We start from the raw sequence: 19,688 nt of genomic DNA, 5'->3' as shown, positions 1-19,688 counted from the left end.
AAACGAGAGCAGGGTCGATGCCAGCTGCCTTCCCCCCCGATTCTGTTGGACTGGTCGTGCCCCAAGTGGCGCACTTCAGCGAACCGCTGGCCCTGGCCTGTGGCCGCTCGCTGCCTGCCTACGACCTGATCTATGAAACCTACGGCCAACTGAACGCCACGGCGAGCAATGCCGTGCTGATCTGTCACGCCTTGTCCGGCCATCACCACGCTGCCGGTTTCCACGCTGCCGACGAGCGCAAGCCCGGTTGGTGGGACAGCTGCATCGGCCCCGGCAAGCCCATCGACACCCATAAGTTCTTTGTGGTCAGCCTGAACAACCTCGGCGGCTGCAACGGCTCCACCGGCCCGAGCAGCATCAACCCGGAAACCGGCAAGCCATTCGGCGCCGACTTCCCGGTGCTGACCGTGGAAGACTGGGTGCACAGCCAGGCGCGCCTTGCCGACCTGCTAGGCATCCACCAATGGTCGGCGGTGATCGGCGGCAGCCTGGGCGGCATGCAGGCGCTGCAATGGACCATCACTTACCCGGACCGCGTGCGCCACTGCCTGGCCATCGCCTCGGCCCCGAAACTGTCGGCGCAAAACATCGCCTTCAACGAAGTGGCGCGCCAGGCGATCCTCACCGATCCCGAATTCCATGGTGGGTCGTTCCAGGAAGCCGGAGTGATCCCCAAGCGCGGCCTGATGCTGGCGCGGATGGTCGGGCATATCACCTACCTGTCCGATGATTCCATGGGCGAGAAATTCGGCCGTGGCCTCAAGAGCGAAAAGCTCAACTACGACTTCCACAGCGTCGAGTTCCAAGTGGAAAGCTATTTGCGTTATCAGGGCGAAGAGTTCTCCGGACGCTTCGACGCCAACACCTACCTGCTGATGACCAAGGCGCTGGATTACTTCGACCCGGCCGCGAATCACGACGACGACCTGGCGAAAACCTTCGAAGGCGCCACGGCCAAGTTCTGCGTGATGTCATTCACCACCGACTGGCGCTTCTCGCCGGCCCGCTCCCGTGAGCTGGTGGACGCGCTGATGGCCGCGCGCAAAGACGTCTGCTACCTGGAGATCGATGCTCCACAAGGCCACGACGCCTTCCTGATCCCGATCCCGCGTTACTTGCAGGCGTTCGGCAACTACATGAACCGCATTACAGTATGAGAACGCCATGAGAGCTGACCTGGAAATCATCCAAGACTGGATACCCGCCGGCAGCCGCGTGCTCGACCTGGGCTGCGGCGATGGCGAACTGCTGAGCTGGCTGCGCGACAACAAGCAAGTCACCGGTTATGGCCTGGAGAACGACCCCGACAACATCGCCCAGTGCGTGGCCAAGGGCATCAACGTGATCGAGCAGGACCTGGACAAGGGCCTGGGCAACTTTGCCAGCAACAGCTTCGACATCGTGGTGATGACCCAGGCCCTGCAGGCGGTGCACTATCCGGATCGCATCCTCGACGAAATGCTGCGCGTGGGTCGCCAGTGCATCATCACCTTCCCCAACTTCGGCCACTGGCGCTGCCGCTGGTACCTGGCGACCAAAGGCCGGATGCCGGTGTCGGATTTCCTGCCGTACACGTGGTACAACACGCCCAACATCCACTTCTGCACCTTCGAAGACTTCGAAGCCTTGTGCGGCGAGCGTGAAGCCAAGGTGATCAACCGCCTTGCCGTCGATCAACAGCACCGCCACGGCTGGGCGAGTAAGCTGTGGCCCAACCTGTTGGGCGAAATCGGGATTTACCGGGTCAGCAGCCCTGGCCTGACCGACCACAAGATTGCCGTCTAATCATTTTCAAGAGGGACGCTCATGAGTCGTTTGGCTGTTTTTCTACTGACTGCATTGCTGGGCGCCAACGCCATGGCCGCCGACCTTATCGACCCTAACCGCACGAAGGAATTTGGCGATATCACCGTGCGCTACAACACCTTCACTTCCAGCTTCCTGCAACCGGAAACCGCGCAAGCGGTGGGCGTGGTACGCAGCAAGAACAAGGGCTTGATCAACGTGTCCGTGTTCAAGGGTGTGACACCCGTGGTGGCGCAAGTGACCGGCACCATCAAGGACTCACTCGGCAAGAGCGAAGTCCTGACGTTCAAGCAGATCACCGAAAAAGGCGTCACCAACTACCTCGCGCCCTACTCGGTACCGCAGCAGGAATTCAAGACCTTCACCATCAACGTTGAAACCGGCGGCAAGGCCCACGGCTTCAATTTTGTCCAAGAACTTTTCCCGGCCGAATGATGAACCTCACCCAACTCGTACTGGCCAGCCATAACGCCGGCAAACTCAAAGAATTGCAGGCCATGCTCGGTGAATCCGTGCAACTGCGCTCGATTGGCGAATTCAGCCAGGTCGAGCCGGAAGAAACCGGCCTGTCGTTCGTCGAAAACGCCATCCTCAAGGCACGCAACGCCGCACGTATCTCCGGCCTGCCGGCGCTGGCGGATGACTCGGGCCTGGCGGTGGATTTCCTTGGCGGCGCGCCTGGCATCTACTCGGCACGTTATGCCGATGGCAAGGGCGACGCGGCCAACAATGCCAAGCTGCTGGACGCCCTCAAGGACGTGCCGGATGAAGAGCGCGGCGCACAGTTCGTCTGCGTGCTGGCCCTGGTTCGCCACGCCGATGACCCGCTGCCGATCCTCTGTGAAGGCCTGTGGCACGGCCGCATCCTGCATGCGGCCAGCGGCGAGCATGGCTTTGGCTATGACCCGCTGTTCTGGGTGCCCGAGCGTAATGTCTCCAGCGCCGAACTGAGCCCGGCCGACAAGAACCAGATCAGCCACCGCGCCCGCGCAATGGATTTGCTGCGCCAGCGTCTGGGCTTGAAATGACTCAAAACACCTCTGCGCAGCCGCTGATCCACGGCGGTGCGCAAACACCACGGGCGGCCCTGCCCCACTTGCCGCCCCTGGCGCTGTACATCCATATCCCGTGGTGCGTGCGCAAATGTCCTTACTGCGACTTCAACTCCCACACCGCCAGCAAAGTGCTGCCGGAGGAAGAGTATGTGGACGCCTTGCTGGCCGACCTCGATGAGGACCTGCATGCGGTATATGGCCGTGAGCTGAGCTCGATCTTCTTCGGCGGCGGGACGCCGAGCCTGTTCAGTGCTGTCGCACTGGGGCGCTTGCTCAAGGGCGTGGAAGAGCGCATTCCGTTTGCCGGCGACATCGAGATCACCCTGGAAGCCAACCCCGGCACCTTCGAGCAAGAGAAGTTCGTGGCGTACCGCAAGCTGGGCATCAACCGGCTGTCCATTGGCATCCAGAGCTTCCAGCAGGAAAAGCTCGAAGCCTTGGGGCGTATCCATAATGGCGATGAAGCTGTACGCGCCGCAGGCATGGCGCGCCAGGCCGGGTTCGAGAACTTCAACCTGGACTTGATGCACGGCTTGCCGAACCAATCCCTGGACGATGCTTTAAACGACCTGCGCCAGGCCATCGCCCTCAAGCCCACACACTTGTCGTGGTATCAACTGACCCTGGAACCCAACACCGTGTTCTGGAACCAGCCGCCCGCGCTGCCAGAAGACGACACGTTGTGGGATATCCAGGAAGCCGGCCAGGCACTGCTGGCTGAACACGGTTACGCGCAATATGAAGTGTCGGCCTATGCCCAACCGGGTCGCCCGGCTCGGCACAACCTGAATTACTGGAGCTTCGGCGACTTCATCGGCATCGGCGCAGGTGCCCACGGCAAGCTCAGCCACCCTGACGGGCGTATCGTGCGCACCTGGAAGACGCGGGCGCCGAAGGACTACCTCAACCCGGCAAAAAGCTTTCAGGCCGGCGCGAAAGAACTGACCAACGAGGAACTGCCGTTCGAGTTCCTGATGAACGCTTTGCGCCTCACCGAAGGCGTCGAAGCCAAGCTGTACGCCGAGCGCACCGGGCTGGACCTGGCGAGCCTGGACGAAGGCCGTCGCGAGGCAGAACAAAGTGGCTTAATGCAGGTCGAACCGTCACGCCTGGCGGCGACCGACCGTGGGCAACTCTTTCTCAATGACCTGTTGCAAAAGTTTTTGAGCTGATCGCTCTTAAGGAAATCACATGGATTTGGTACTCGACCTGCTCGCCACCGTATCCCGCTGGAGCCGTAGTAACCTGTCGGAAATCTCCCTGGCCCTTGTCGGCTGCTTACTGGTTCTGTTTGGCGCTGACATCAAGGGCTGGGTCGAAGCACGCCTGGGTAACATTGCCGGCGCCTTGCGCGTACCGTTGATGGCGTTGGTGTGCATGATCGGTAGCGGTGCGGCGTTGATCTACGCCACGCCGTGGATTGTGCGGGGGTTGAGCCAGTTCAATAACTACAGCCTGGCGCCGGTGTTGATTGTGGTGCTGGTGTTGATTGGCGTAGTAGCCGACCGCCGCTGATCCCAAACCCAACACAGATACAAATGTGGGAGGGGGCTTGCCCCCGATTGCAGTGGGTCAGCTACAAATAGGCTGACTGATCCACCGCTATCGGGGGCAAGCCCCCTCCCACATTTTTCACGGCATTTCAAAGTTGCAGGCGGGTTAGGCCAGCTTCTCGAACTTCAAATCCCACACCCCATGCCCCAACCGCTCGCCGCGGCGTTCGAACTTGGTGATCGGACGCTCAGCCGGACGCGGTACGCATTTACCGTCTTCGGCCAGGTTGCGGTAACCAGGGGCAACGTTCATCACTTCCAGCATATATTCAGCATACGGTTCCCAGTCGGTGGCCATGTGCAAGATGCCGCCCACTTTCAGCTTGCTACGTACCAGCTCCGCGAAGGACGCCTGGACGATCCGACGCTTGTGGTGACGGGCTTTGTGCCATGGGTCGGGGAAGAACAGCATCAGGCGGTCGAGGCTGTTGTCAGCGATGCAACGGTTGAGCACTTCGATCGCGTCGCAGTCGTAGACTCGCAAGTTGGTCAGGCCTTGGGTCAGCACGCCATTGAGCAGCGCACCGACACCCGGGCGGTGCACTTCCACACCGATAAAATCCTGGTCCGGCGAGGCCGCCGCCATTTCCAGCAGGGAGTGCCCCATGCCGAAACCGATTTCCAGGGAACGCGGGGCCGAACGGCCGAACACCTGATCGTAGTCCACTGGCGCATCGGCCAATGGCAATACGAACAGCGGCGTACCTTGTTCCAGGCCCTTTTGCTGGCCCTCGGTCATGCGACCGGCGCGCATCACAAAACTCTTGATGCGGCGGTGCTTGGACTCGTCGCCTTCTTCCAGGGTGTTCGGCGTTTCGTTTGATTCAGTCATCAATGGCTCTTACTTGATCAGACCATCCAGCGGCGAAGAGGCGCTGGCGTAGAGTTTTTTCGGCATGCGCCCGGCGAGGTACGCCAAACGGCCCGCGACGATGGCATGTTGCATGGCTTCGGCCATCATGATCGGTTGCTGGGCATGGGCGATGGCCGAGTTCATCAGCACCGCGTCGCAGCCCAGCTCCATGGCGATGGTCGCGTCGGAGGCAGTGCCCACACCCGCATCCACCAGCACCGGGATCTTGGCTTCTTCAAGAATGATCTGCAGGTTGTAGGGGTTGCAGATGCCCAGGCCGGAACCGATCAGACCGGCCAACGGCATCACCGCGATGCAGCCGATTTCCGCCAGTTGACGGGCGATGATCGGGTCATCGCTGGTGTAGACCATCACGTCGAAGCCTTCCTTGACCAGGGTTTCAGCGGCCTTGAGGGTTTCGATCACGTTGGGGAACAGGGTTTTCTGGTCGGCCAGCACTTCCAGCTTCACCAGGTTGTGGCCGTCGAGCAGCTCACGGGCCAGGCGGCAGGTTCGCACGGCTTCGATAGCGTCGTAGCAACCGGCCGTGTTCGGCAAAAACGTGTAGCGATCCGGCGACAGCACTTCGAGCAGGTTCGGCTCGCCTTCGATCTGGCCCAGGTTGGTGCGGCGCACGGCGAAGGTGACGATCTCAGCACCCGAGGCTTCGATAGCCAGGCGGGTTTCTTCCATGTCGCGGTACTTGCCGGTACCGACCAGCAGACGGGACTGGTAGGTACGACCGGCCAGCACAAAGGGCTTGTCGCTACGAACGATGCTCATGGGAAATCCTCGAAATGGGGTGAGGTTCTGCAGAATTCAGGCGGGCGATCAGCCGCCGCCGATGGCGTGAACCACTTCGACTTGGTCACCTTCGGTGAGCGCAGTCTCGGCATGCTGGCTACGCGGGACGATATCCAGGTTGAGCTCCACTGCGACGCGACGCCCGGTCAAGTCCAGGCGGGTCAGCAGGGCCGCAACGGTTTCACCGTCGGGCAGTTCAAAGGATTCGCCGTTCAACTGAATGCGCATGCCACGGGCCGCCATCGTTTTTAGGGGTCCGCATTCTAGCCCGATTGAGGTTGCCGGCCCAAGTCCCTTGGTCAGGCTGTCTGCAAGCGCCACGCCGCCAGGCCCAGGAAGAACCAGCCCAGCAGGAAGGCCAGCCCGCCAAACGGCGTGATGATCCCGAGCTTGCTGATGCCGGTCATGGTCAAGACATACAGGCTGCCGGAGAACAACAGGATGCCGACAGTAAACGAGATGCCCGCCCAACTGACCAACCGGCCAGGAATATGCGCCGCCAACAACGCCACGCCGAACAGCGCCAGGGTGTGTACCAGTTGATAGGTCACGCCGGTGTGGAAGATCGCCAGGTACTCGGCGCTCAGGCGATTTTTCAGGCCGTGGGCGGCGAAGGCGCCAAGGGCGACACCGGTAAAGCCGAAAAAGGCAGCCAACATCAGAAAGCCACGCAACATGAGGAACTCCAGTCAGACGCAAAGGGCCGGGTCTGTATAATGGCCCGCTCAACGGGTTCGGCCAAGCCATCTCTATGCTGCGTCTCCTCTTCAAACGCTTTCTTAACGTCGTGAAATGGTTTGCCATCGGCAGTGTGCTGCTGGTGCTGTTATTGCGTGTCGTGCCGCCACCGCTCACCGCATTGATGGTGGAGCGCAAGGTCGAATCCTGGGTCGACGGCGAGCCAATTGACCTGCAGCGCACGTGGGTACCCTGGGATGAGATCTCCAATGACCTGAAAGTGGCGGTGATGGCCGGTGAAGACCAGCGTTTCCCGCAGCATTGGGGCTTTGATTTCGGCGCGATCCAGGCAGCGATCCTGCATAACGAGCGTGGCGGCTCGATTCGCGGCGCCAGTACACTGAGCCAGCAGGTCTCCAAGAACCTGTTCCTGTGGGCCGGTCGTAGCTATTTTCGCAAGGGCCTGGAAGCCTGGTTTACCGGGCTGATCGAGGTGATGTGGCCCAAGCAGCGGATTCTTGAGGTATACCTCAACAGCGTGGAATGGGATGAAGGGGTGTTTGGCGCGGAAGCGGCAGCGCGGCATCACTTCGGGGTGAGCGCCGAGGCGCTTTCTCGCCAGCAGGCCAGTTATCTGGCGGCGGTGTTGCCGAACCCGCGGGCGTGGAGTGCCAGCCATCCGACCGCATACGTGGCAAGGCGGGCGGCCTGGATTCGCCAGCAAATGAGCCAGCTCGGTGGCGATGGCTACCTGCTTGAGCTGAACAGCTCCCGCAAGGCCCCCTGGTCCGACTGACACAACACAGAAACAAATGTGGGAGGGGGCTTGCCCCCGATTGCAGTGGGTCAGCTACAGATAAGCTGACTGATCCACCGCTATCGGGGGCAAGCCCCCTCCCACATTTTGACCGCGTCGCGGTTTAGGCAGCGATCGACAGCTTCAGCTTATTCATCGCGCTTTTTTCAAGCTGACGAATCCGCTCCGCCGACACGTTGTACTTCTGTGCCAGGTCGTGCAGCGTGGCCTTATCTTCTGCCAGCCAACGCTGATAGAGGATGTCACGACTGCGGTCATCCAGCACTTCCAGCGCTTCGTGCAGGTTGTGGTTGGAGTTATCGCTCCAGTCGGCATCTTCCAGTTGACGCGCCGGGTCGTACCGGTGGTCTTCCAGGTAGTTGGCCGGCGATTGAAAGGCACTGTCGTCGTCCGCTTCGGCAGCCGGGTCGAAGGCCATGTCATGGCCGGTCAGGCGACTTTCCATCTCGCGCACTTCACGGGGCTCCACTCCGAGGCTTTCGGCCACGCGGTGGACTTCCTCGTTGTTCAGCCACGCCAGGCGTTTTTTCTGGCTGCGCAGGTTGAAGAACAGCTTGCGCTGGGCCTTGGTGGTCGCGACTTTCACGATGCGCCAGTTGCGCAGGATGAACTCGTGGATTTCCGCCTTGATCCAGTGCACGGCAAACGACACCAGGCGCACGCCCATTTCAGGGTTGAAGCGCTTTACAGCCTTCATCAGGCCGACGTTGCCTTCCTGGATCAGGTCAGCCTGGGCCAGGCCGTAGCCGCTATAGCTACGGGCGATATGTACGACAAAACGCAGGTGGGCGAGCACCATCTGCCGAGCCGCCCCCAAATCCTGCTCATAGTAGAGACTCTCGGCCAGTTCACGCTCCTGCTCAGGCGTCAGCAATGGAATGCTGTTCACCGTGTGCACATAAGCCTCCAGGTTCGCACCCGGGACCAAGGCATAAGCAGGTTGCAAAGAAGTGGTCATACGAAAAAACCTCCGACTCACATAACTCGTGCTGTTCAGCACTGCGAAAATTGACCGGGAACCGCAGGAAAAGTTCCCTAAACCACCAATACGGTCAATACAAACGAAACCACATTAATCTGACATTAACTACTTCGGTGCCAGCTCGCGTAAATGACGAGCGACCGCAATCCAAGCACCGATATACCCCAACAACACTGCGCCAAGCAAGAGACTCAGACCATCGGCAACCGGCACGCCGGCCAGCGCGAAATCACTGCCATACAAGCCGGCAAGCCCGATGACCGCGTCGTTCAGCCAGTCAAGGCCAAACGCCAGCACGCCCCAGGACAAAATCCCGGCACCCAAGCCATAAAGCGCGCCCATGTACAGAAAAGGACGACGCACATAGCTGTCCGTGCCGCCGACCAGTTTAATCACTTCTATCTCGGTGCGACGGTTTTCAATATGAAGACGAATGGTATTGCCTATCACCAAAAGTAATGCAGACACCAACAGCACCGTCAGGCCGAACACAAAGCGATCGCCCAGCTTGAGGATCGCCGCCAGGCGCTCTACCCAGACTAGATCAAGCTGCGCCTGTTGCACCTTGGGCATCTCTGCGAGTTTTTGTCGCAGGGCCTCAAGGGCCGGCTTGTCGACTTCGTTCGGCGTCACCAGCACCACGCCCGGCAACGGGTTCTGCGGCAGCTCTTTCAGCGCCTCGCCCAGCCCGGATTGTTGCTGGAATTCTTCAAGAGCCTGGTCGCGACTGATGTACTCAGCATCCGCCACACCCGGCAGGTTCTTGATGTCATCGCGCAGCCCCTCGCCATCCTTGGTGCTGGCGTCGAGGTTGAGGTACAGGGAAATCTGCGCCGCACGCTGCCAGGACCCGCCCAGGCGCTCCACATTATTAAGCAGCAGCGACAAACCCATCGGCAGACTCAAAGCCACGGCCATCACCAGGCACGTGAAGAAGCTGCCAATCGGCTGCTTGCCCAAGCGACGAAGGCTGTCGAGCAGGCTGGCGCGATGGCTTTCGATCCAGGCGCGCAGCAGCGTGCCGAAATCCGGGCCATCGTCCTCGTCGTGCTTTTTCTTCTTCGACGGTTGCGGGTCGGCCGCTTTCGGCGCCACGCGTTCGGAAACTTTAGGGCTGCGAGTGGCACTCATACACCAGCCTCCCCGTCACCGATCAAGCGACCGCGTTGCAGGGTCAGCATGCGGTGGCGCATGCGAGCGATCAGCGCCAGGTCGTGGCTGGCGATCAGCACACTGGTACCCAGGCGGTTGATGTCTTCGAACACGCCCATGATTTCGGCGGCAAGACGCGGGTCGAGGTTACCGGTGGGTTCGTCCGCCAGCAGCAAGGCCGGGCGGTGAACGATGGCGCGGGCGATGCCGACGCGCTGCTGCTGGCCGGTGGACAGGTCGCCTGGGTAAAGGTCGGTCTTGTCCGACAGCGCCACGCGCTCCAGGGCCGAATCCACACGCTTGATGATCTCGGCCTTGGACAGCCCGAGAATCTGCAACGGCAGCGCGACGTTATTGAATACCGTGCGATCGAACAGCAACTGGTGGTTCTGGAACACCACGCCGATCTGGCGGCGCAGGAACGGAATCTGCGCATTGCTGATGGTCGCCAGGTCCTGGCCGGCCAGCAACAGCTTGCCGGTGGTCGGGCGCTCCATGGCCAGCAGCAGACGCAACAATGTACTTTTGCCAGCACCCGAATGGCCGGTGACAAACAAGAATTCGCCACGGCGCACTCGAAAGCTCAGCTCATGCAAGCCCACATGCCCGTTGGCATAGCGTTTACCGACCTGCTCGAATCGAATCATGAACGCTCCCGCTCGGCAAACAGTGCCTGTACAAAGGGTTCGGCTTCAAAGGTGCGCAGGTCATCGATACCTTCACCAACACCGATATAACGAATCGGCAACCCGAACTGTTTAGCCAGGGCGAAAATCACGCCACCCTTGGCCGTGCCGTCGAGCTTAGTCAATGCCAGGCCGGACAGTTGCACCGTCTGGTTGAATTGTTTGGCCTGGTTGATGGCGTTCTGGCCAGTACCGGCGTCCAGCACCAGCAATACTTCGTGGGGCGCGTCTGCGTCGAGCTTGCCGATCACGCGGCGCACCTTCTTCAGCTCTTCCATCAGGTTGTCTTTGGTGTGCAGGCGACCGGCGGTATCGGCGATCAACACATCGATGTTGCGCGCCTTGGCGGCCTGCACGGCATCGAAGATCACCGAAGCGGAGTCGGCGCCGGTGTGCTGGGCGATTACCGGGATCTTGTTGCGCTCGCCCCACACTTGCAGTTGTTCAACGGCAGCGGCGCGGAAGGTGTCGCCCGCAGCCAGCATGACTTTCTTGCCTTCCGACTGCAGTTTCTTGGCCAGCTTGCCGATGGTGGTGGTCTTGCCGGCGCCGTTGACGCCCACGACCAGGATCACAAATGGCTTGTTCGGCGTGATTACCAGAGGGGCTTCCACGGGCTTGAGCATCGCGGCCAGCTCAGCCTGCAGGGATTTGTACAGTGCGTCGGCGTCAGTCAGCTGCTTGCGTGCGACCTTCTGGGTCAGGCTCTGGATGATCACGGCGGTGGCTTCGACGCCCACGTCGGCGGTCAGCAGGCGGGTTTCGATGTCTTCCAGCAGCTCGTCATCGATGACCTTCTTGCCCAGGAACAGGCTGGCCATGCCTTCGCCGATGCTGGCGCTGGTCTTGCTCAGGCCCTGCTTGAGACGGGCGAAGAAGCCGGTTTTGCTGGTTTCGGCAGCGGCAGCAACCACAGGCTCTGGCTCGATGGCAGCAGGAGCAGCCACTTCTACGACCGGCGGCGCTTCGACCACCACCGCCACTGGCTCAACGACTGCAGGAATCGGTGGTGTGATGTGTTCGGCCTGTACGTCTTCAACCAGCGCCACCGGTTCTTCAGCCACCGGCAATTCCAGCCACGGTTTGTGCTCAGGTTCTGGCACCGACTTTGGTTCCGGCGCCGCCTCGACCACCGGCTGCAACACCGGTTCAGCCATCGGCAGCACCACCGGTGCCGGAGTTTCAGCAACCGGTTCGGCTTCTTTTATTGGCTCAGGAATCGGCTCAGGTTGCACCTGTGGCTGTTCGACGACGGTTTCCTGCGGCTTTTTGCGCAGCCATCCGAACAGGCCTTTTTTCTCGCCAGCCGCAGCTGGGCTCTTCTTGTCGTCGTTGGAACCAAACATGGAGGACGGCTATCTCAAAGTAGCGATGCGCCAAGGCGCCTCGGTAAATAAATTCGATGCAGAACAGACTGCTTTAAGGCTGGCTTGTTCATGCGCAACATTTTGTAAGGCGTAAATAAGTGCCTTAACGAATCGTTTCAATAAAGGACTGAAGCGACAACATCGGCGAAAAGTGGAAGATCGTCGGGGAAACCCACGTTCTATTCCAGCATTCCTACGACTTGATCCGGCACGATATGGCGGCCGCAGTGGCCGACCCTAAGTCGGATCAGTATCCTAGCACCTCCTCGCCCGCCGACGCTAAGACCAAGCGGGCAGCCCAACAGGTTTAAAAACGAATGAATGCTCTAGCCCGCCGCGCCGCAGGCCTGCTGCTCAGCACAGTTTGTCTGCCCCTTTCAGCTCTGGCTGCCGACCCACAACCCACCCATGAATTCACCCTGGATAACGGCCTCAAAGTGGTCGTGCGCGAAGACCATCGCGCGCCGGTGGTGGTTTCCCAGGTCTGGTACAAGGTGGGATCGAGCTATGAAACCCCGGGCCAGACTGGTTTGTCCCACGCCCTGGAACACATGATGTTCAAGGGCAGCGCCAAGGTCGGCCCCGGCGAAGCTTCGCTGATCCTGCGCGACCTGGGCGCCGAGGAGAACGCCTTCACCAGCGACGACTACACCGCCTACTACCAGGTGCTGGCCCGTGATCGCCTGGGCGTGGCCTTCGAACTGGAAGCCGACCGCATGGCCAGCCTGCGCCTGCCGGCCGATGAATTCAGCCGCGAAATCGAAGTGATCAAGGAAGAGCGCCGCCTGCGCACCGACGACAACCCGATGTCCAAGGCTTATGAACGCTTCAAGGCCATGGCCTATCCGGCCAGCGGCTACCACACGCCGACCATCGGTTGGATGGCCGACCTTGAGCGCATGAAAGTTGAAGAACTGCGCCACTGGTACCAATCCTGGTACGTGCCGAACAACGCCACCCTGGTGGTGGTCGGTGATGTAACGCCGGATGAAGTGAAAAACCTGGCCCAGCGTTACTTCGGCCCGATCCCCAAGCGTGACGTTCCGCCCGCCAAGATCCCGCTGGAGCTGGCCGAGCCCGGCGAGCGCCTGCTGACCATGCGCGTGCAGACCCAACTGCCGAGCGTCATCCTCGGCTTCAACGTACCCGGCTTGGCGACTGCCGAAGACAAGCGATCGGTACAAGCCCTGCGCCTGATTTCGGCGCTGCTGGATGGTGGCTATAGCGCACGCATTTCGGAGCAACTGGAGCGCGGTGAAGAGCTGGTTTCCGCCGCCTCCACCAGCTACGACGCCTATACCCGTGGTGACAGCCTGTTCACCCTGACGGCCACGCCAAACCAGCAGAAGAAAAAGACCATTGCCCAAGCCGAAGCCGGCCTGTGGCGCCTGCTGGATGAACTGAAAGCCAAGCCGCCAACCACCGAGGAACTGGAGCGTATCCGCGCCCAGGTCATTGCTGGCGTGGTCTACCAACGCGACTCCATCACCAGCCAGGCCACGGCCATCGGCTCCCTGGAAACCGTCGGCCTGTCCTGGAAGTTGATGGACACCGAACTGGCTGACCTGCAAAGCGTGACGCCGGAAGATATCCAGAAAGCCGCACGTACCTATTTCACCCGCGAACGTCTGAGCGTCGCCCATGTTCTGCCTGAGGAGACCGCTCATGAGTGATCGCAAAAGCAGCCGCCTGATTTTTCCCGGCCTGGTCGTCGTCACCCTGATCGCCGCGAGCGCCGTGTATTTCCTGCGCCCGAGCGAGTCCGTCGCCAGCCAGGCATTGGACAAGGCGCAATCGGCCAACAAACTGCAATCATTGGCGGAGCTGGACGGCAAGGCGCCGACCAACCGCAAGCTCGACGTACAAACCTGGAACACCGCCGAAGGCGCCAAGGTCCTGTTCGTCGAAGCCCATGAACTGCCGATGTTCGACCTGCGCATCCTGTTCGCCGCCGGCAGCAGCCAGGACGGCGATGCACCGGGCCTGGCGCTGATGACCAACGCCATGCTCAACGAAGGCGTACCGGGCAAGGATGTGAGCCAGATCGCCAGCGGTTTTGAAGGCCTGGGTGCTGACTTCGGCAATGGTGCGTACCGCGACATGGCGCTGGTGTCCTTGCGCAGCCTGAGCGACAGCGACAAACGCGAGGCGGCCCTGAGCCTGTTTGATCAGGTGATCGGCAAGCCGACCTTCCCGGCCGACTCCCTGGCGCGCATCAAGAACCAGATCCTCGCCGGCTTCGAATACCAGAAACAGAACCCCGGTAAACTGGCGAGCCTGGAACTGTTCAAGCGCCTCTACGGTGATCACCCTTACGCACACCCGAGTGAAGGCACGCCCGAGAGCATTCCAAAAATCACCCTGGCCCAACTGCAAGCCTTCCACGCCAAGGCTTACGCCGCGGGCAATGCCGTCATTGCAGTGGTTGGCGACCTGACCCGCGCCGAAGCCGAGGCCATGACGGCCAAGGTTTCCGCAGCGCTGCCCAAAGGCCCGGCCCTGGCCAAGATCGCCCAACCCGTTGAGCCCAAGGCCGGCCTGAGCCATATCGAATTTCCATCCAAACAGACTCACCTGCTGTTCGCCCAACTGGGTATCGACCGCGCCGATCCGGACTACGCGGCCCTGTCCCTGGGCAACCAGATCCTCGGTGGCGGCGGCTTCGGTACTCGCCTGATGAGCGAAGTCCGCGAAAAACGCGGCCTGACCTACGGCGTGTACTCCGGCTTCTCGCCGATGCAGGTACGCGGCCCGTTCATGATCAACCTGCAGACCCGCGCCGAAATGAGCGGCGGCACCCTGCGCCTGGTTGAAGACGTGCTGGCTGACTACCTCAAGACCGGTCCGACGCAAAAGGAACTCGATGACGCCAAGCGCGAGCTGGCGGGCAGCTTCCCACTGTCGACGGCGAGCAACGCCGATATCGTCGGGCAACTGGGCGCCATGGGTTTCTACAACCTGCCGCTGAGCTATCTGGAAGATTTCATGAAACAATCCCAGGCCCTGACCGTAGAGCAGGTCAAGGCTGCCTTGAACAAACACTTGAGCGCCGACAAGATGGTCATCGTGACCGCCGGCCCGACGATTGCGCAAAAGCCACTACCGCCCCCCACTGATAAACCTGCCGAGCAACCGCTCGGGGTTCCGGAGCATTAATGGCCAGTTCATCTCGCCCGAAAAAACCCGTCCACAACGTGCATAACGGTGTGGGCCAACTGCGCATCATTGGTGGCGAATGGGGCAGCCGCAAGCTGAGCTTCCCCGACGTCGTGGGCCTGCGCCCAACACCCGATCGCGTGCGTGAAACCCTGTTCAACTGGCTCGCGCCGTACATCGGCGGAGCCAAGGTGCTGGACCCGTTTGCCGGCAGTGGCGCACTGTTCCTCGAGGCGCTGTCCCGTGGTGCGGCCCAAGGCCAGGCGCTGGATGCCAGCAATGTGGCGGTTTCCAGCCTCAAGGAACACCTGGGAACCCTGCGCTGTACCACCGGCCAGGTCCAGACAGCTGATGCATTGCGCTATCTGGAAACCCAGCCGGCCAGCGAATACGACGTGGTGTTCCTCGACCCACCGTTCAACCAGAACCTGCTGCCGACTGTGTGTGCGTTGTTGGAAGAACGCCAATGGCTGGCGGCGGATGCGTGGATCTACACTGAAAGCGAGACCGCACCATCCACCCTTGGCCTGCCAGGCAGCTGGCGCCTGCACCGGGAGCAGAAGTCCGGTCGGGTGTATTACGCACTGTGGCACCGCAACACCTTGTAGTGAGTGTCATGAAGCCTTCTTCTGAAACCTTCAAACCCGCCTTCGGCCTCGGCAACCCCCATCTGCAAACGCTGTGGGGGCCGCTATGGCGCCCGACCACCCACATCGAACGCCAACGCGAACGCTTGTGGCTGGACGATGGCGACTTCCTCGACCTCGACTGGCACGGTCCCCACGACGCGCAAGCGCCGTTGGTGCTGGTGCTGCACGGGTTGACCGGTTCATCCAACTCCCCCTATGTAGCCGGCCTGCAAAAAGCCCTTGCCACCCAAGGCTGGGCCAGCGCGGCGTTGAACTGGCGTGGTTGCTCAGGTGAACCGAACCTGCTGGCGCGCAGTTATCACTCCGGCGCCAGTGAAGACCTGGCGGCAGCGATTGCGCACTTGCGAGCCAAACGGCCGTTGGCGCCACTGTATGCGGTGGGTTATTCGCTGGGCGGTAACGTGCTACTCAAGCACCTGGGGGAAACCGGTGAAATGTCGGGCCTGCAAGGCGCCGCGGCGGTGTCGGTGCCATTTCGCCTGGATCAGTGTGCAGACCGTATCGGCCTAGGGTTTTCGCGGGTTTATCAAAAGCACTTCATGCGCGAGATGCTGGCGTATATCCGCATCAAACAAAGCCGATTTCTACAGGATGGTCGTGCTGAAGGCCTGAAAACCCTGGAGGACCTGGGGTCGCTGGAAAAGATGCGCACCTTTTGGGACTTCGACGGCCGAGTCACCGCGCCGCTGCACGGCTTTCTCAGTGCCGAAGACTATTACCGCCGCGCATCGAGCCGTTATTACCTGGGGGCGATCCGCACGCCGACCCTGATCATCCAAGCGGCGGATGACCCGTTTGTGTTTGCCCACAGCTTGCCCGAGACCAGCGAGCTGTCGGCTTGCACCGAGTTCGAGTTACTGGCCAAGGGCGGACATGTGGGGTTTGTGGACGGCTCACTGAAACAGCCGGGCTACTACCTCGAACGCCGAATCCCACAATGGCTGCTGACACAACGCAGCTAAAAATGTGGGAGGGTTTACACACCAAGCAAATCAGTCGCCGGTTGCAACTTCCCGCTCAGGATTAGTAATCCACTCGCTCCACGACCCCGCGTACAACTTCCCTAACGGGTAGCCGGCCAGGCTCAGGGCAAACAGGTTATGGCACGCCGTCACACCTGATCCGCAATACGCCACCAGCTTATCCGGCGAACGGCCCTGCAACTGCGTGGCGAAACGCTGCTTGAGCTGTTCAGCCGGCAGGAAACGGCCGTCACTGCCCAGGTTTTCATTGAATGCCGCACATTGGGCACCGGGAATGTGCCCGGCGACTGGGTCGATGGGCTCCACTTCGCCGCGAAAACGCGGTTGGGCGCGGGCGTCGATCAAGGTCATGTCCGATTCGCCCAAGCGTTTTTGCAGGTGTTCGGCATCCAATAGCAGATGATTGTCCGGCGCACCGCTGAACGTTCCCGGCTCAACCACCGGCGCATCCAGGCTCAGCGGGAAGCCGGCCGCATGCCAAGCCTTGAGGCCACCGTCCAGAATAAACACACCCTCCCGCTTGCCCAGCCAGGCCAGCAGCCACCAGGCACGGGCGGCATAGGCGCCAGGGCCGTCGTCATACAGCACGATGTCGGTGTCGGCGCTGATACCCCAGGCTTGCAACTGCTCAATCAAGGTGTCCGCTGCCGGCAACGGGTGACGACCGGTCACGCCTTTGGTCACCGGGCCGCTGAGATGGCGCTCCAGGTCGGCGTATTGCGCGCCTTCGATATGCCCTTCGGCGTAGCTGCAACGCCCATAATCCGGGTCTTCCAAGGCGAAACGGCAATCCAGGGTCACCAACCCTCCACGCTGTTGGCGCTCGGCCAGTTGCTGGGGGCTGATCAGTTGGGCAAGCGGCATGACGGACTCCTGTGAACAGATTCGGGAAAGGCCCTACTTCACTTCTTCCAGTGCCTGATTCAACGGCACGTAAAACTCTTTGAACAATGCATCCACCGCGCCCTTGGCCGCTGGCGCGACAAACCCCGCCTCCAGCACCAGCACCTGGTACACCCCACGTTTGATGGCTTCGGCGCTCAAGTGGGCGGAGTTTTCATTGGTGGTGCACAGGAAACGTACCCAGGACGTGAGGATGATCCAGGCGTTGAGGGTCAGGGCCTCGGTTTGCACCGGGTCCATATTGAGGATGCCGGCATCGACAAACCCCTGATAGATGGCATTGCCCTGGGTCAGGCAGCGCTGGGAGAACCGTCGGTAGCCGGTAGCCAGCTCCGGGTCGCTTTCCAGCAGATGTTCGAGGTCGCGATGCAGGAAACGGTAGCGCCACATGCCGGCCAGCACGGCCTGCAGGTAGAAGCGCTTGTCTTCGACGGTGACGGCACGGCCTTGGGGCGGGCGCAGGAAACTGTCCACCAAGGTTTCATATTCGCGAAACAGTACGGCGATGATCGCCTGCTTGTTGGGGAAGTGGTAGTACAGGTTGCCCGGGGAAATTTCCATATGAGCAGCAATATGGTTGGTGCTGACACTGCGCTCGCCCTGCTGGTTAAAAAGCTCCAGGCTGGTTTGCACAATGCGCTCGCTGGTCTTTACTCGTGGTGCCATGGGGATCAGCTTCTGTACACGTGATGAGGCATCTTACGGCCTATCCTTGTCAGGATAAATCCGCATGTTGCTGCAATGTTATTTGACATTTTAGAGCAATGACTCTAATAAATGGTGCATTCCAATAATAGTCGGGAACTGCGCCATGTCTGCCAACGTTGCCTACCTGCAAGATTCCCAGGCACTGGATCAACTCCAGCACCTGTTCGACGCCCAACGTCGTGCCTATGCGGCCAACCCGATGCCGTCGGCCGCGCAGCGCCAGCAATGGCTCAAGGCCTTGTCCGATCTGCTCAGTGACGAACGCCAAGGGTTGATCAACGCGATCAACCAGGACTTCAGCAACCGCAGCGCCGACGAAACCCTGTTCGCCGAACTGATGCCCAGCCTGCATGGCATTCACTACGCCAGCAAACACCTCAAGGGCTGGATGAAACCCTCCCGTCGCGCCGTAGGCATTGCCTTCCAACCGGCGTCGGCCAAGGTTATCTACCAACCGCTGGGTGTCGTGGGTGTGATCGTGCCCTGGAATTACCCGCTGTACCTGGCTATTGGCCCACTGGTCGGGGCGCTGGCAGCGGGTAACCGGGTAATGCTCAAGCTCAGCGAGTCCACACCTGCCACTGGCGAACTGCTCAAGGCACTCTTGGCGAAAATCTTCCCCGAGGACCTGGTATGCGTGGTGCTGGGTGAGGCCGAAGTGGGCATGGCGTTTTCCAAGCTGCCCTTCGACCATCTGCTGTTTACCGGTGCTACCAGCATCGGCAAGCATGTGATGCGCGCGGCGGCCGAACATCTCACACCAGTCACCCTGGAGCTGGGTGGTAAATCCCCAGCCATCGTTTCCGCCGATGTGCCGCTCAAGGATGCCGCCGAACGCATTGCCTTCGGCAAAGCCTTGAACGCCGGGCAAACCTGCGTGGCACCGGACTACGTGCTGGTGCCGGAAGATCGCGTCGAAGGCTTCGTTGAAGCCTACACCCAGGCCGTTCGCGGGTTTTATCCAACCCTGGCCGACAACCCGGACTACACCGCCATCATCAACGAACGGCAATTGGCCCGGCTCAATAGCTACGTCAAAGACGCGACCGATAAAGGTGCCACGCTGATTCCGCTGTACGACCAGGGCCAGGCGCGGCGCATGGCCCATAGCCTGTTGCTGAACGTCAACGATGACATGATCGTGATGCAGGATGAGATCTTTGGGCCACTGCTGCCGATCGTGCCTTATCGCGGCCTCGACCAGGCTTTTGCCTACATTAACCAACGCCCTCGCCCACTGGCCCTGTATTACTTCGGCTACAACAAGGGCGAACAAAACCGAGTGCTCCACGAAACCCACTCCGGCGGCGTATGCCTGAACGACACGCTGCTGCACGTTGCCCAGGACGATATGCCGTTCGGTGGCATCGGCCCATCAGGCATGGGCCACTACCATGGCCATGAAGGCTTCCTGACGTTCAGCAAGGCCAAAGGCGTACTGGTGAAACAGCGCCTGAACGCGGCGAAGTTGATCTACCCGCCTTATGGAAAATCGATCCAGAAGCTCATCCAGAAGCTGTTTATCCGCTGATATC

Annotated in this window: 22 protein-coding genes; 12 read left to right on the top strand and 10 right to left on the bottom strand. The window is 60.7% G+C overall.

Annotated elements, in window-relative coordinates; all coding sequences use genetic code 11:
• Positions 1-17 precede the first annotated feature (17 nt).
• From metX to AC07V4_RS02435, 6 genes are read left to right on the top strand one after another with little or no spacing between them, the layout of a single operon-like run.
• Complete coding sequence (metX, locus tag AC07V4_RS02460) at positions 18-1,157, top strand: homoserine O-succinyltransferase MetX (RefSeq protein WP_492634967.1); 1,140 nt, start codon at positions 18-20, stop codon at positions 1,155-1,157.
• A 7-nt stretch (positions 1,158-1,164) separates the two neighbouring features.
• Complete coding sequence (gene metW, locus AC07V4_RS02455; protein ID WP_016972957.1) at positions 1,165-1,785, top strand: methionine biosynthesis protein MetW; 621 nt, start codon at positions 1,165-1,167, stop codon at positions 1,783-1,785.
• A 21-nt stretch (positions 1,786-1,806) separates the two neighbouring features.
• Positions 1,807-2,241: a DUF4426 domain-containing protein gene (locus AC07V4_RS02450; protein WP_492634968.1), complete on the top strand. Its 435-nt coding sequence runs from the start codon at positions 1,807-1,809 to the stop codon at positions 2,239-2,241.
• Complete coding sequence (gene rdgB / locus AC07V4_RS02445) at positions 2,238-2,834, top strand: RdgB/HAM1 family non-canonical purine NTP pyrophosphatase (protein WP_492634969.1); 597 nt, start codon at positions 2,238-2,240, stop codon at positions 2,832-2,834. The genes AC07V4_RS02450 and rdgB overlap by 4 nt, the downstream gene beginning before the upstream one ends.
• Entirely contained in the window at positions 2,831-4,033 is a 1,203-nt protein-coding gene (hemW, locus tag AC07V4_RS02440) for a radical SAM family heme chaperone HemW (RefSeq protein ID WP_492634970.1), read from the top strand. The genes rdgB and hemW overlap by 4 nt, the downstream gene beginning before the upstream one ends.
• 19 nt (positions 4,034-4,052) lie before the next feature.
• On the top strand, positions 4,053-4,376 hold the full coding sequence (locus AC07V4_RS02435) for a DUF3392 domain-containing protein (RefSeq protein WP_431753053.1): 324 nt from the start codon (positions 4,053-4,055) through the stop codon (positions 4,374-4,376).
• A gap of 144 nt (positions 4,377-4,520) precedes the next feature.
• On the opposite strand, the gene trmB is transcribed toward AC07V4_RS02435, so the two are convergent.
• The 4 genes from trmB to AC07V4_RS02415 form a co-directional block, all read right to left on the bottom strand.
• Complete coding sequence (gene trmB / locus AC07V4_RS02430; RefSeq protein WP_431752388.1) at positions 4,521-5,246, bottom strand: tRNA (guanosine(46)-N7)-methyltransferase TrmB; 726 nt, start codon at positions 5,244-5,246, stop codon at positions 4,521-4,523.
• A gap of 9 nt (positions 5,247-5,255) precedes the next feature.
• The gene (locus AC07V4_RS02425; RefSeq protein ID WP_003234615.1) at positions 5,256-6,050 is read right to left on the bottom strand and encodes a thiazole synthase; all 795 of its coding nucleotides are present in this window, start codon (positions 6,048-6,050) and stop codon (positions 5,256-5,258) included.
• 48 nt (positions 6,051-6,098) lie between these two features.
• Positions 6,099-6,299 carry a sulfur carrier protein ThiS gene (gene thiS, locus AC07V4_RS02420; RefSeq protein ID WP_032865944.1) on the bottom strand — a complete coding sequence of 67 codons (201 nt, stop codon included), beginning with the start codon at positions 6,297-6,299 and terminating at the stop codon, positions 6,099-6,101.
• 71 nt (positions 6,300-6,370) lie between these two features.
• Positions 6,371-6,748, bottom strand: a complete 378-nt coding sequence (locus AC07V4_RS02415) for a DUF423 domain-containing protein (protein WP_431752387.1) — start codon at positions 6,746-6,748, stop codon at positions 6,371-6,373.
• Between the two features lie 74 nt (positions 6,749-6,822).
• Here AC07V4_RS02415 and mtgA point away from each other — a divergent pair, with 74 nt between their 5' ends.
• Positions 6,823-7,545: a monofunctional biosynthetic peptidoglycan transglycosylase gene (mtgA, locus tag AC07V4_RS02410; RefSeq protein WP_492634971.1), complete on the top strand. Its 723-nt coding sequence runs from the start codon at positions 6,823-6,825 to the stop codon at positions 7,543-7,545.
• A gap of 124 nt (positions 7,546-7,669) precedes the next feature.
• Here mtgA and rpoH read toward each other — a convergent pair whose 3' ends face one another.
• The 4 genes from rpoH to ftsY all read right to left on the bottom strand — a co-directional run bounded on the left by rpoH (position 7,670) and on the right by ftsY (position 11,732).
• Entirely contained in the window at positions 7,670-8,524 is an 855-nt protein-coding gene (rpoH, locus tag AC07V4_RS02405) for an RNA polymerase sigma factor RpoH (protein WP_016972967.1), read from the bottom strand.
• 129 nt (positions 8,525-8,653) lie between these two features.
• Positions 8,654-9,679, bottom strand: a complete 1,026-nt coding sequence (gene ftsX, locus AC07V4_RS02400; protein ID WP_431749819.1) for a permease-like cell division protein FtsX — start codon at positions 9,677-9,679, stop codon at positions 8,654-8,656.
• Complete coding sequence (ftsE, locus tag AC07V4_RS02395) at positions 9,676-10,347, bottom strand: cell division ATP-binding protein FtsE (RefSeq protein ID WP_003176700.1); 672 nt, start codon at positions 10,345-10,347, stop codon at positions 9,676-9,678. The genes ftsX and ftsE overlap by 4 nt, the downstream gene beginning before the upstream one ends.
• Positions 10,344-11,732, bottom strand: coding sequence for a signal recognition particle-docking protein FtsY (ftsY, locus tag AC07V4_RS02390; protein WP_492634972.1), 1,389 nt, complete (start codon positions 11,730-11,732; stop codon positions 10,344-10,346). Before ftsY ends, ftsE begins: the two co-directional genes overlap by 4 nt.
• 338 nt (positions 11,733-12,070) lie before the next feature.
• On the opposite strand from ftsY, the gene AC07V4_RS02385 reads away from it, so the two are divergent.
• Genes AC07V4_RS02385 through AC07V4_RS02370 form a run of 4 tightly spaced genes read left to right on the top strand, consistent with a single transcriptional unit; the run spans position 12,071 to position 16,521 of the window.
• On the top strand, positions 12,071-13,426 hold the full coding sequence (locus tag AC07V4_RS02385; protein ID WP_431749817.1) for a M16 family metallopeptidase: 1,356 nt from the start codon (positions 12,071-12,073) through the stop codon (positions 13,424-13,426).
• On the top strand, positions 13,419-14,909 hold the full coding sequence (locus AC07V4_RS02380) for a M16 family metallopeptidase (RefSeq protein WP_492634973.1): 1,491 nt from the start codon (positions 13,419-13,421) through the stop codon (positions 14,907-14,909). The genes AC07V4_RS02385 and AC07V4_RS02380 overlap by 8 nt, the downstream gene beginning before the upstream one ends.
• Positions 14,909-15,517 (top strand): 16S rRNA (guanine(966)-N(2))-methyltransferase RsmD, encoded by a 609-nt coding sequence (gene rsmD / locus AC07V4_RS02375; RefSeq protein WP_431749815.1) that lies wholly within the window; start codon positions 14,909-14,911, stop codon positions 15,515-15,517. The genes AC07V4_RS02380 and rsmD overlap by 1 nt, the downstream gene beginning before the upstream one ends.
• 8 nt (positions 15,518-15,525) lie before the next feature.
• Positions 15,526-16,521 carry a hydrolase gene (locus AC07V4_RS02370; RefSeq protein ID WP_492634974.1) on the top strand — a complete coding sequence of 332 codons (996 nt, stop codon included), beginning with the start codon at positions 15,526-15,528 and terminating at the stop codon, positions 16,519-16,521.
• A 30-nt stretch (positions 16,522-16,551) separates the two neighbouring features.
• Here AC07V4_RS02370 and AC07V4_RS02365 read toward each other — a convergent pair whose 3' ends face one another.
• Positions 16,552-17,406, bottom strand: coding sequence for a sulfurtransferase (locus AC07V4_RS02365; protein ID WP_492634975.1), 855 nt, complete (start codon positions 17,404-17,406; stop codon positions 16,552-16,554).
• A gap of 33 nt (positions 17,407-17,439) precedes the next feature.
• A complete protein-coding gene (locus tag AC07V4_RS02360) occupies positions 17,440-18,111 on the bottom strand; it encodes a TetR/AcrR family transcriptional regulator (RefSeq protein ID WP_492634976.1) in 672 nt (223 codons plus the stop codon).
• A gap of 145 nt (positions 18,112-18,256) precedes the next feature.
• On the opposite strand from AC07V4_RS02360, the gene AC07V4_RS02355 reads away from it, so the two are divergent.
• Entirely contained in the window at positions 18,257-19,684 is a 1,428-nt protein-coding gene (locus AC07V4_RS02355; protein WP_492634977.1) for a coniferyl aldehyde dehydrogenase, read from the top strand.
• Positions 19,685-19,688: the final 4 nt, after the last annotated feature.

Source organism: Pseudomonas sp. GW821-FHT03A09, from assembly GCF_059421065.1.
The sequence above is the reverse complement of the archived record's forward strand: the minus strand, read 5'-3'. Positions and strand labels throughout refer to the sequence as shown.

What these genes read in the sequence shown, in the direction of transcription:
- AC07V4_RS02435 (WP_431753053.1), top strand. Translation starts at nt 4,053, where the DNA reads ATGGATTTGGTACTCGACCTGCTCGCCACCGTATCCCGCTGGAGCCGT.
- metW (WP_016972957.1), top strand. Translation starts at nt 1,165, where the DNA reads ATGAGAGCTGACCTGGAAATCATCCAAGACTGGATACCCGCCGGCAGC.
- metX (WP_492634967.1), top strand. Translation starts at nt 18, where the DNA reads ATGCCAGCTGCCTTCCCCCCCGATTCTGTTGGACTGGTCGTGCCCCAA.
- AC07V4_RS02415 (WP_431752387.1), bottom strand. Translation starts at nt 6,748, where the DNA reads ATGTTGCGTGGCTTTCTGATGTTGGCTGCCTTTTTCGGCTTTACCGGT.
- ftsE (WP_003176700.1), bottom strand. Translation starts at nt 10,347, where the DNA reads ATGATTCGATTCGAGCAGGTCGGTAAACGCTATGCCAACGGGCATGTG.
- trmB (WP_431752388.1), bottom strand. Translation starts at nt 5,246, where the DNA reads ATGACTGAATCAAACGAAACGCCGAACACCCTGGAAGAAGGCGACGAG.
- AC07V4_RS02425 (WP_003234615.1), bottom strand. Translation starts at nt 6,050, where the DNA reads ATGAGCATCGTTCGTAGCGACAAGCCCTTTGTGCTGGCCGGTCGTACC.
- AC07V4_RS02355 (WP_492634977.1), top strand. Translation starts at nt 18,257, where the DNA reads ATGTCTGCCAACGTTGCCTACCTGCAAGATTCCCAGGCACTGGATCAA.
- rdgB (WP_492634969.1), top strand. Translation starts at nt 2,238, where the DNA reads ATGATGAACCTCACCCAACTCGTACTGGCCAGCCATAACGCCGGCAAA.
- ftsY (WP_492634972.1), bottom strand. Translation starts at nt 11,732, where the DNA reads ATGTTTGGTTCCAACGACGACAAGAAGAGCCCAGCTGCGGCTGGCGAG.
- ftsX (WP_431749819.1), bottom strand. Translation starts at nt 9,679, where the DNA reads ATGAGTGCCACTCGCAGCCCTAAAGTTTCCGAACGCGTGGCGCCGAAA.
- AC07V4_RS02385 (WP_431749817.1), top strand. Translation starts at nt 12,071, where the DNA reads ATGAATGCTCTAGCCCGCCGCGCCGCAGGCCTGCTGCTCAGCACAGTT.
- AC07V4_RS02370 (WP_492634974.1), top strand. Translation starts at nt 15,526, where the DNA reads ATGAAGCCTTCTTCTGAAACCTTCAAACCCGCCTTCGGCCTCGGCAAC.
- hemW (WP_492634970.1), top strand. Translation starts at nt 2,831, where the DNA reads ATGACTCAAAACACCTCTGCGCAGCCGCTGATCCACGGCGGTGCGCAA.
- mtgA (WP_492634971.1), top strand. Translation starts at nt 6,823, where the DNA reads ATGCTGCGTCTCCTCTTCAAACGCTTTCTTAACGTCGTGAAATGGTTT.
- AC07V4_RS02365 (WP_492634975.1), bottom strand. Translation starts at nt 17,406, where the DNA reads ATGCCGCTTGCCCAACTGATCAGCCCCCAGCAACTGGCCGAGCGCCAA.
- AC07V4_RS02450 (WP_492634968.1), top strand. Translation starts at nt 1,807, where the DNA reads ATGAGTCGTTTGGCTGTTTTTCTACTGACTGCATTGCTGGGCGCCAAC.
- AC07V4_RS02360 (WP_492634976.1), bottom strand. Translation starts at nt 18,111, where the DNA reads ATGGCACCACGAGTAAAGACCAGCGAGCGCATTGTGCAAACCAGCCTG.
- rsmD (WP_431749815.1), top strand. Translation starts at nt 14,909, where the DNA reads ATGGCCAGTTCATCTCGCCCGAAAAAACCCGTCCACAACGTGCATAAC.
- rpoH (WP_016972967.1), bottom strand. Translation starts at nt 8,524, where the DNA reads ATGACCACTTCTTTGCAACCTGCTTATGCCTTGGTCCCGGGTGCGAAC.
- AC07V4_RS02380 (WP_492634973.1), top strand. Translation starts at nt 13,419, where the DNA reads ATGAGTGATCGCAAAAGCAGCCGCCTGATTTTTCCCGGCCTGGTCGTC.
- thiS (WP_032865944.1), bottom strand. Translation starts at nt 6,299, where the DNA reads ATGCGCATTCAGTTGAACGGCGAATCCTTTGAACTGCCCGACGGTGAA.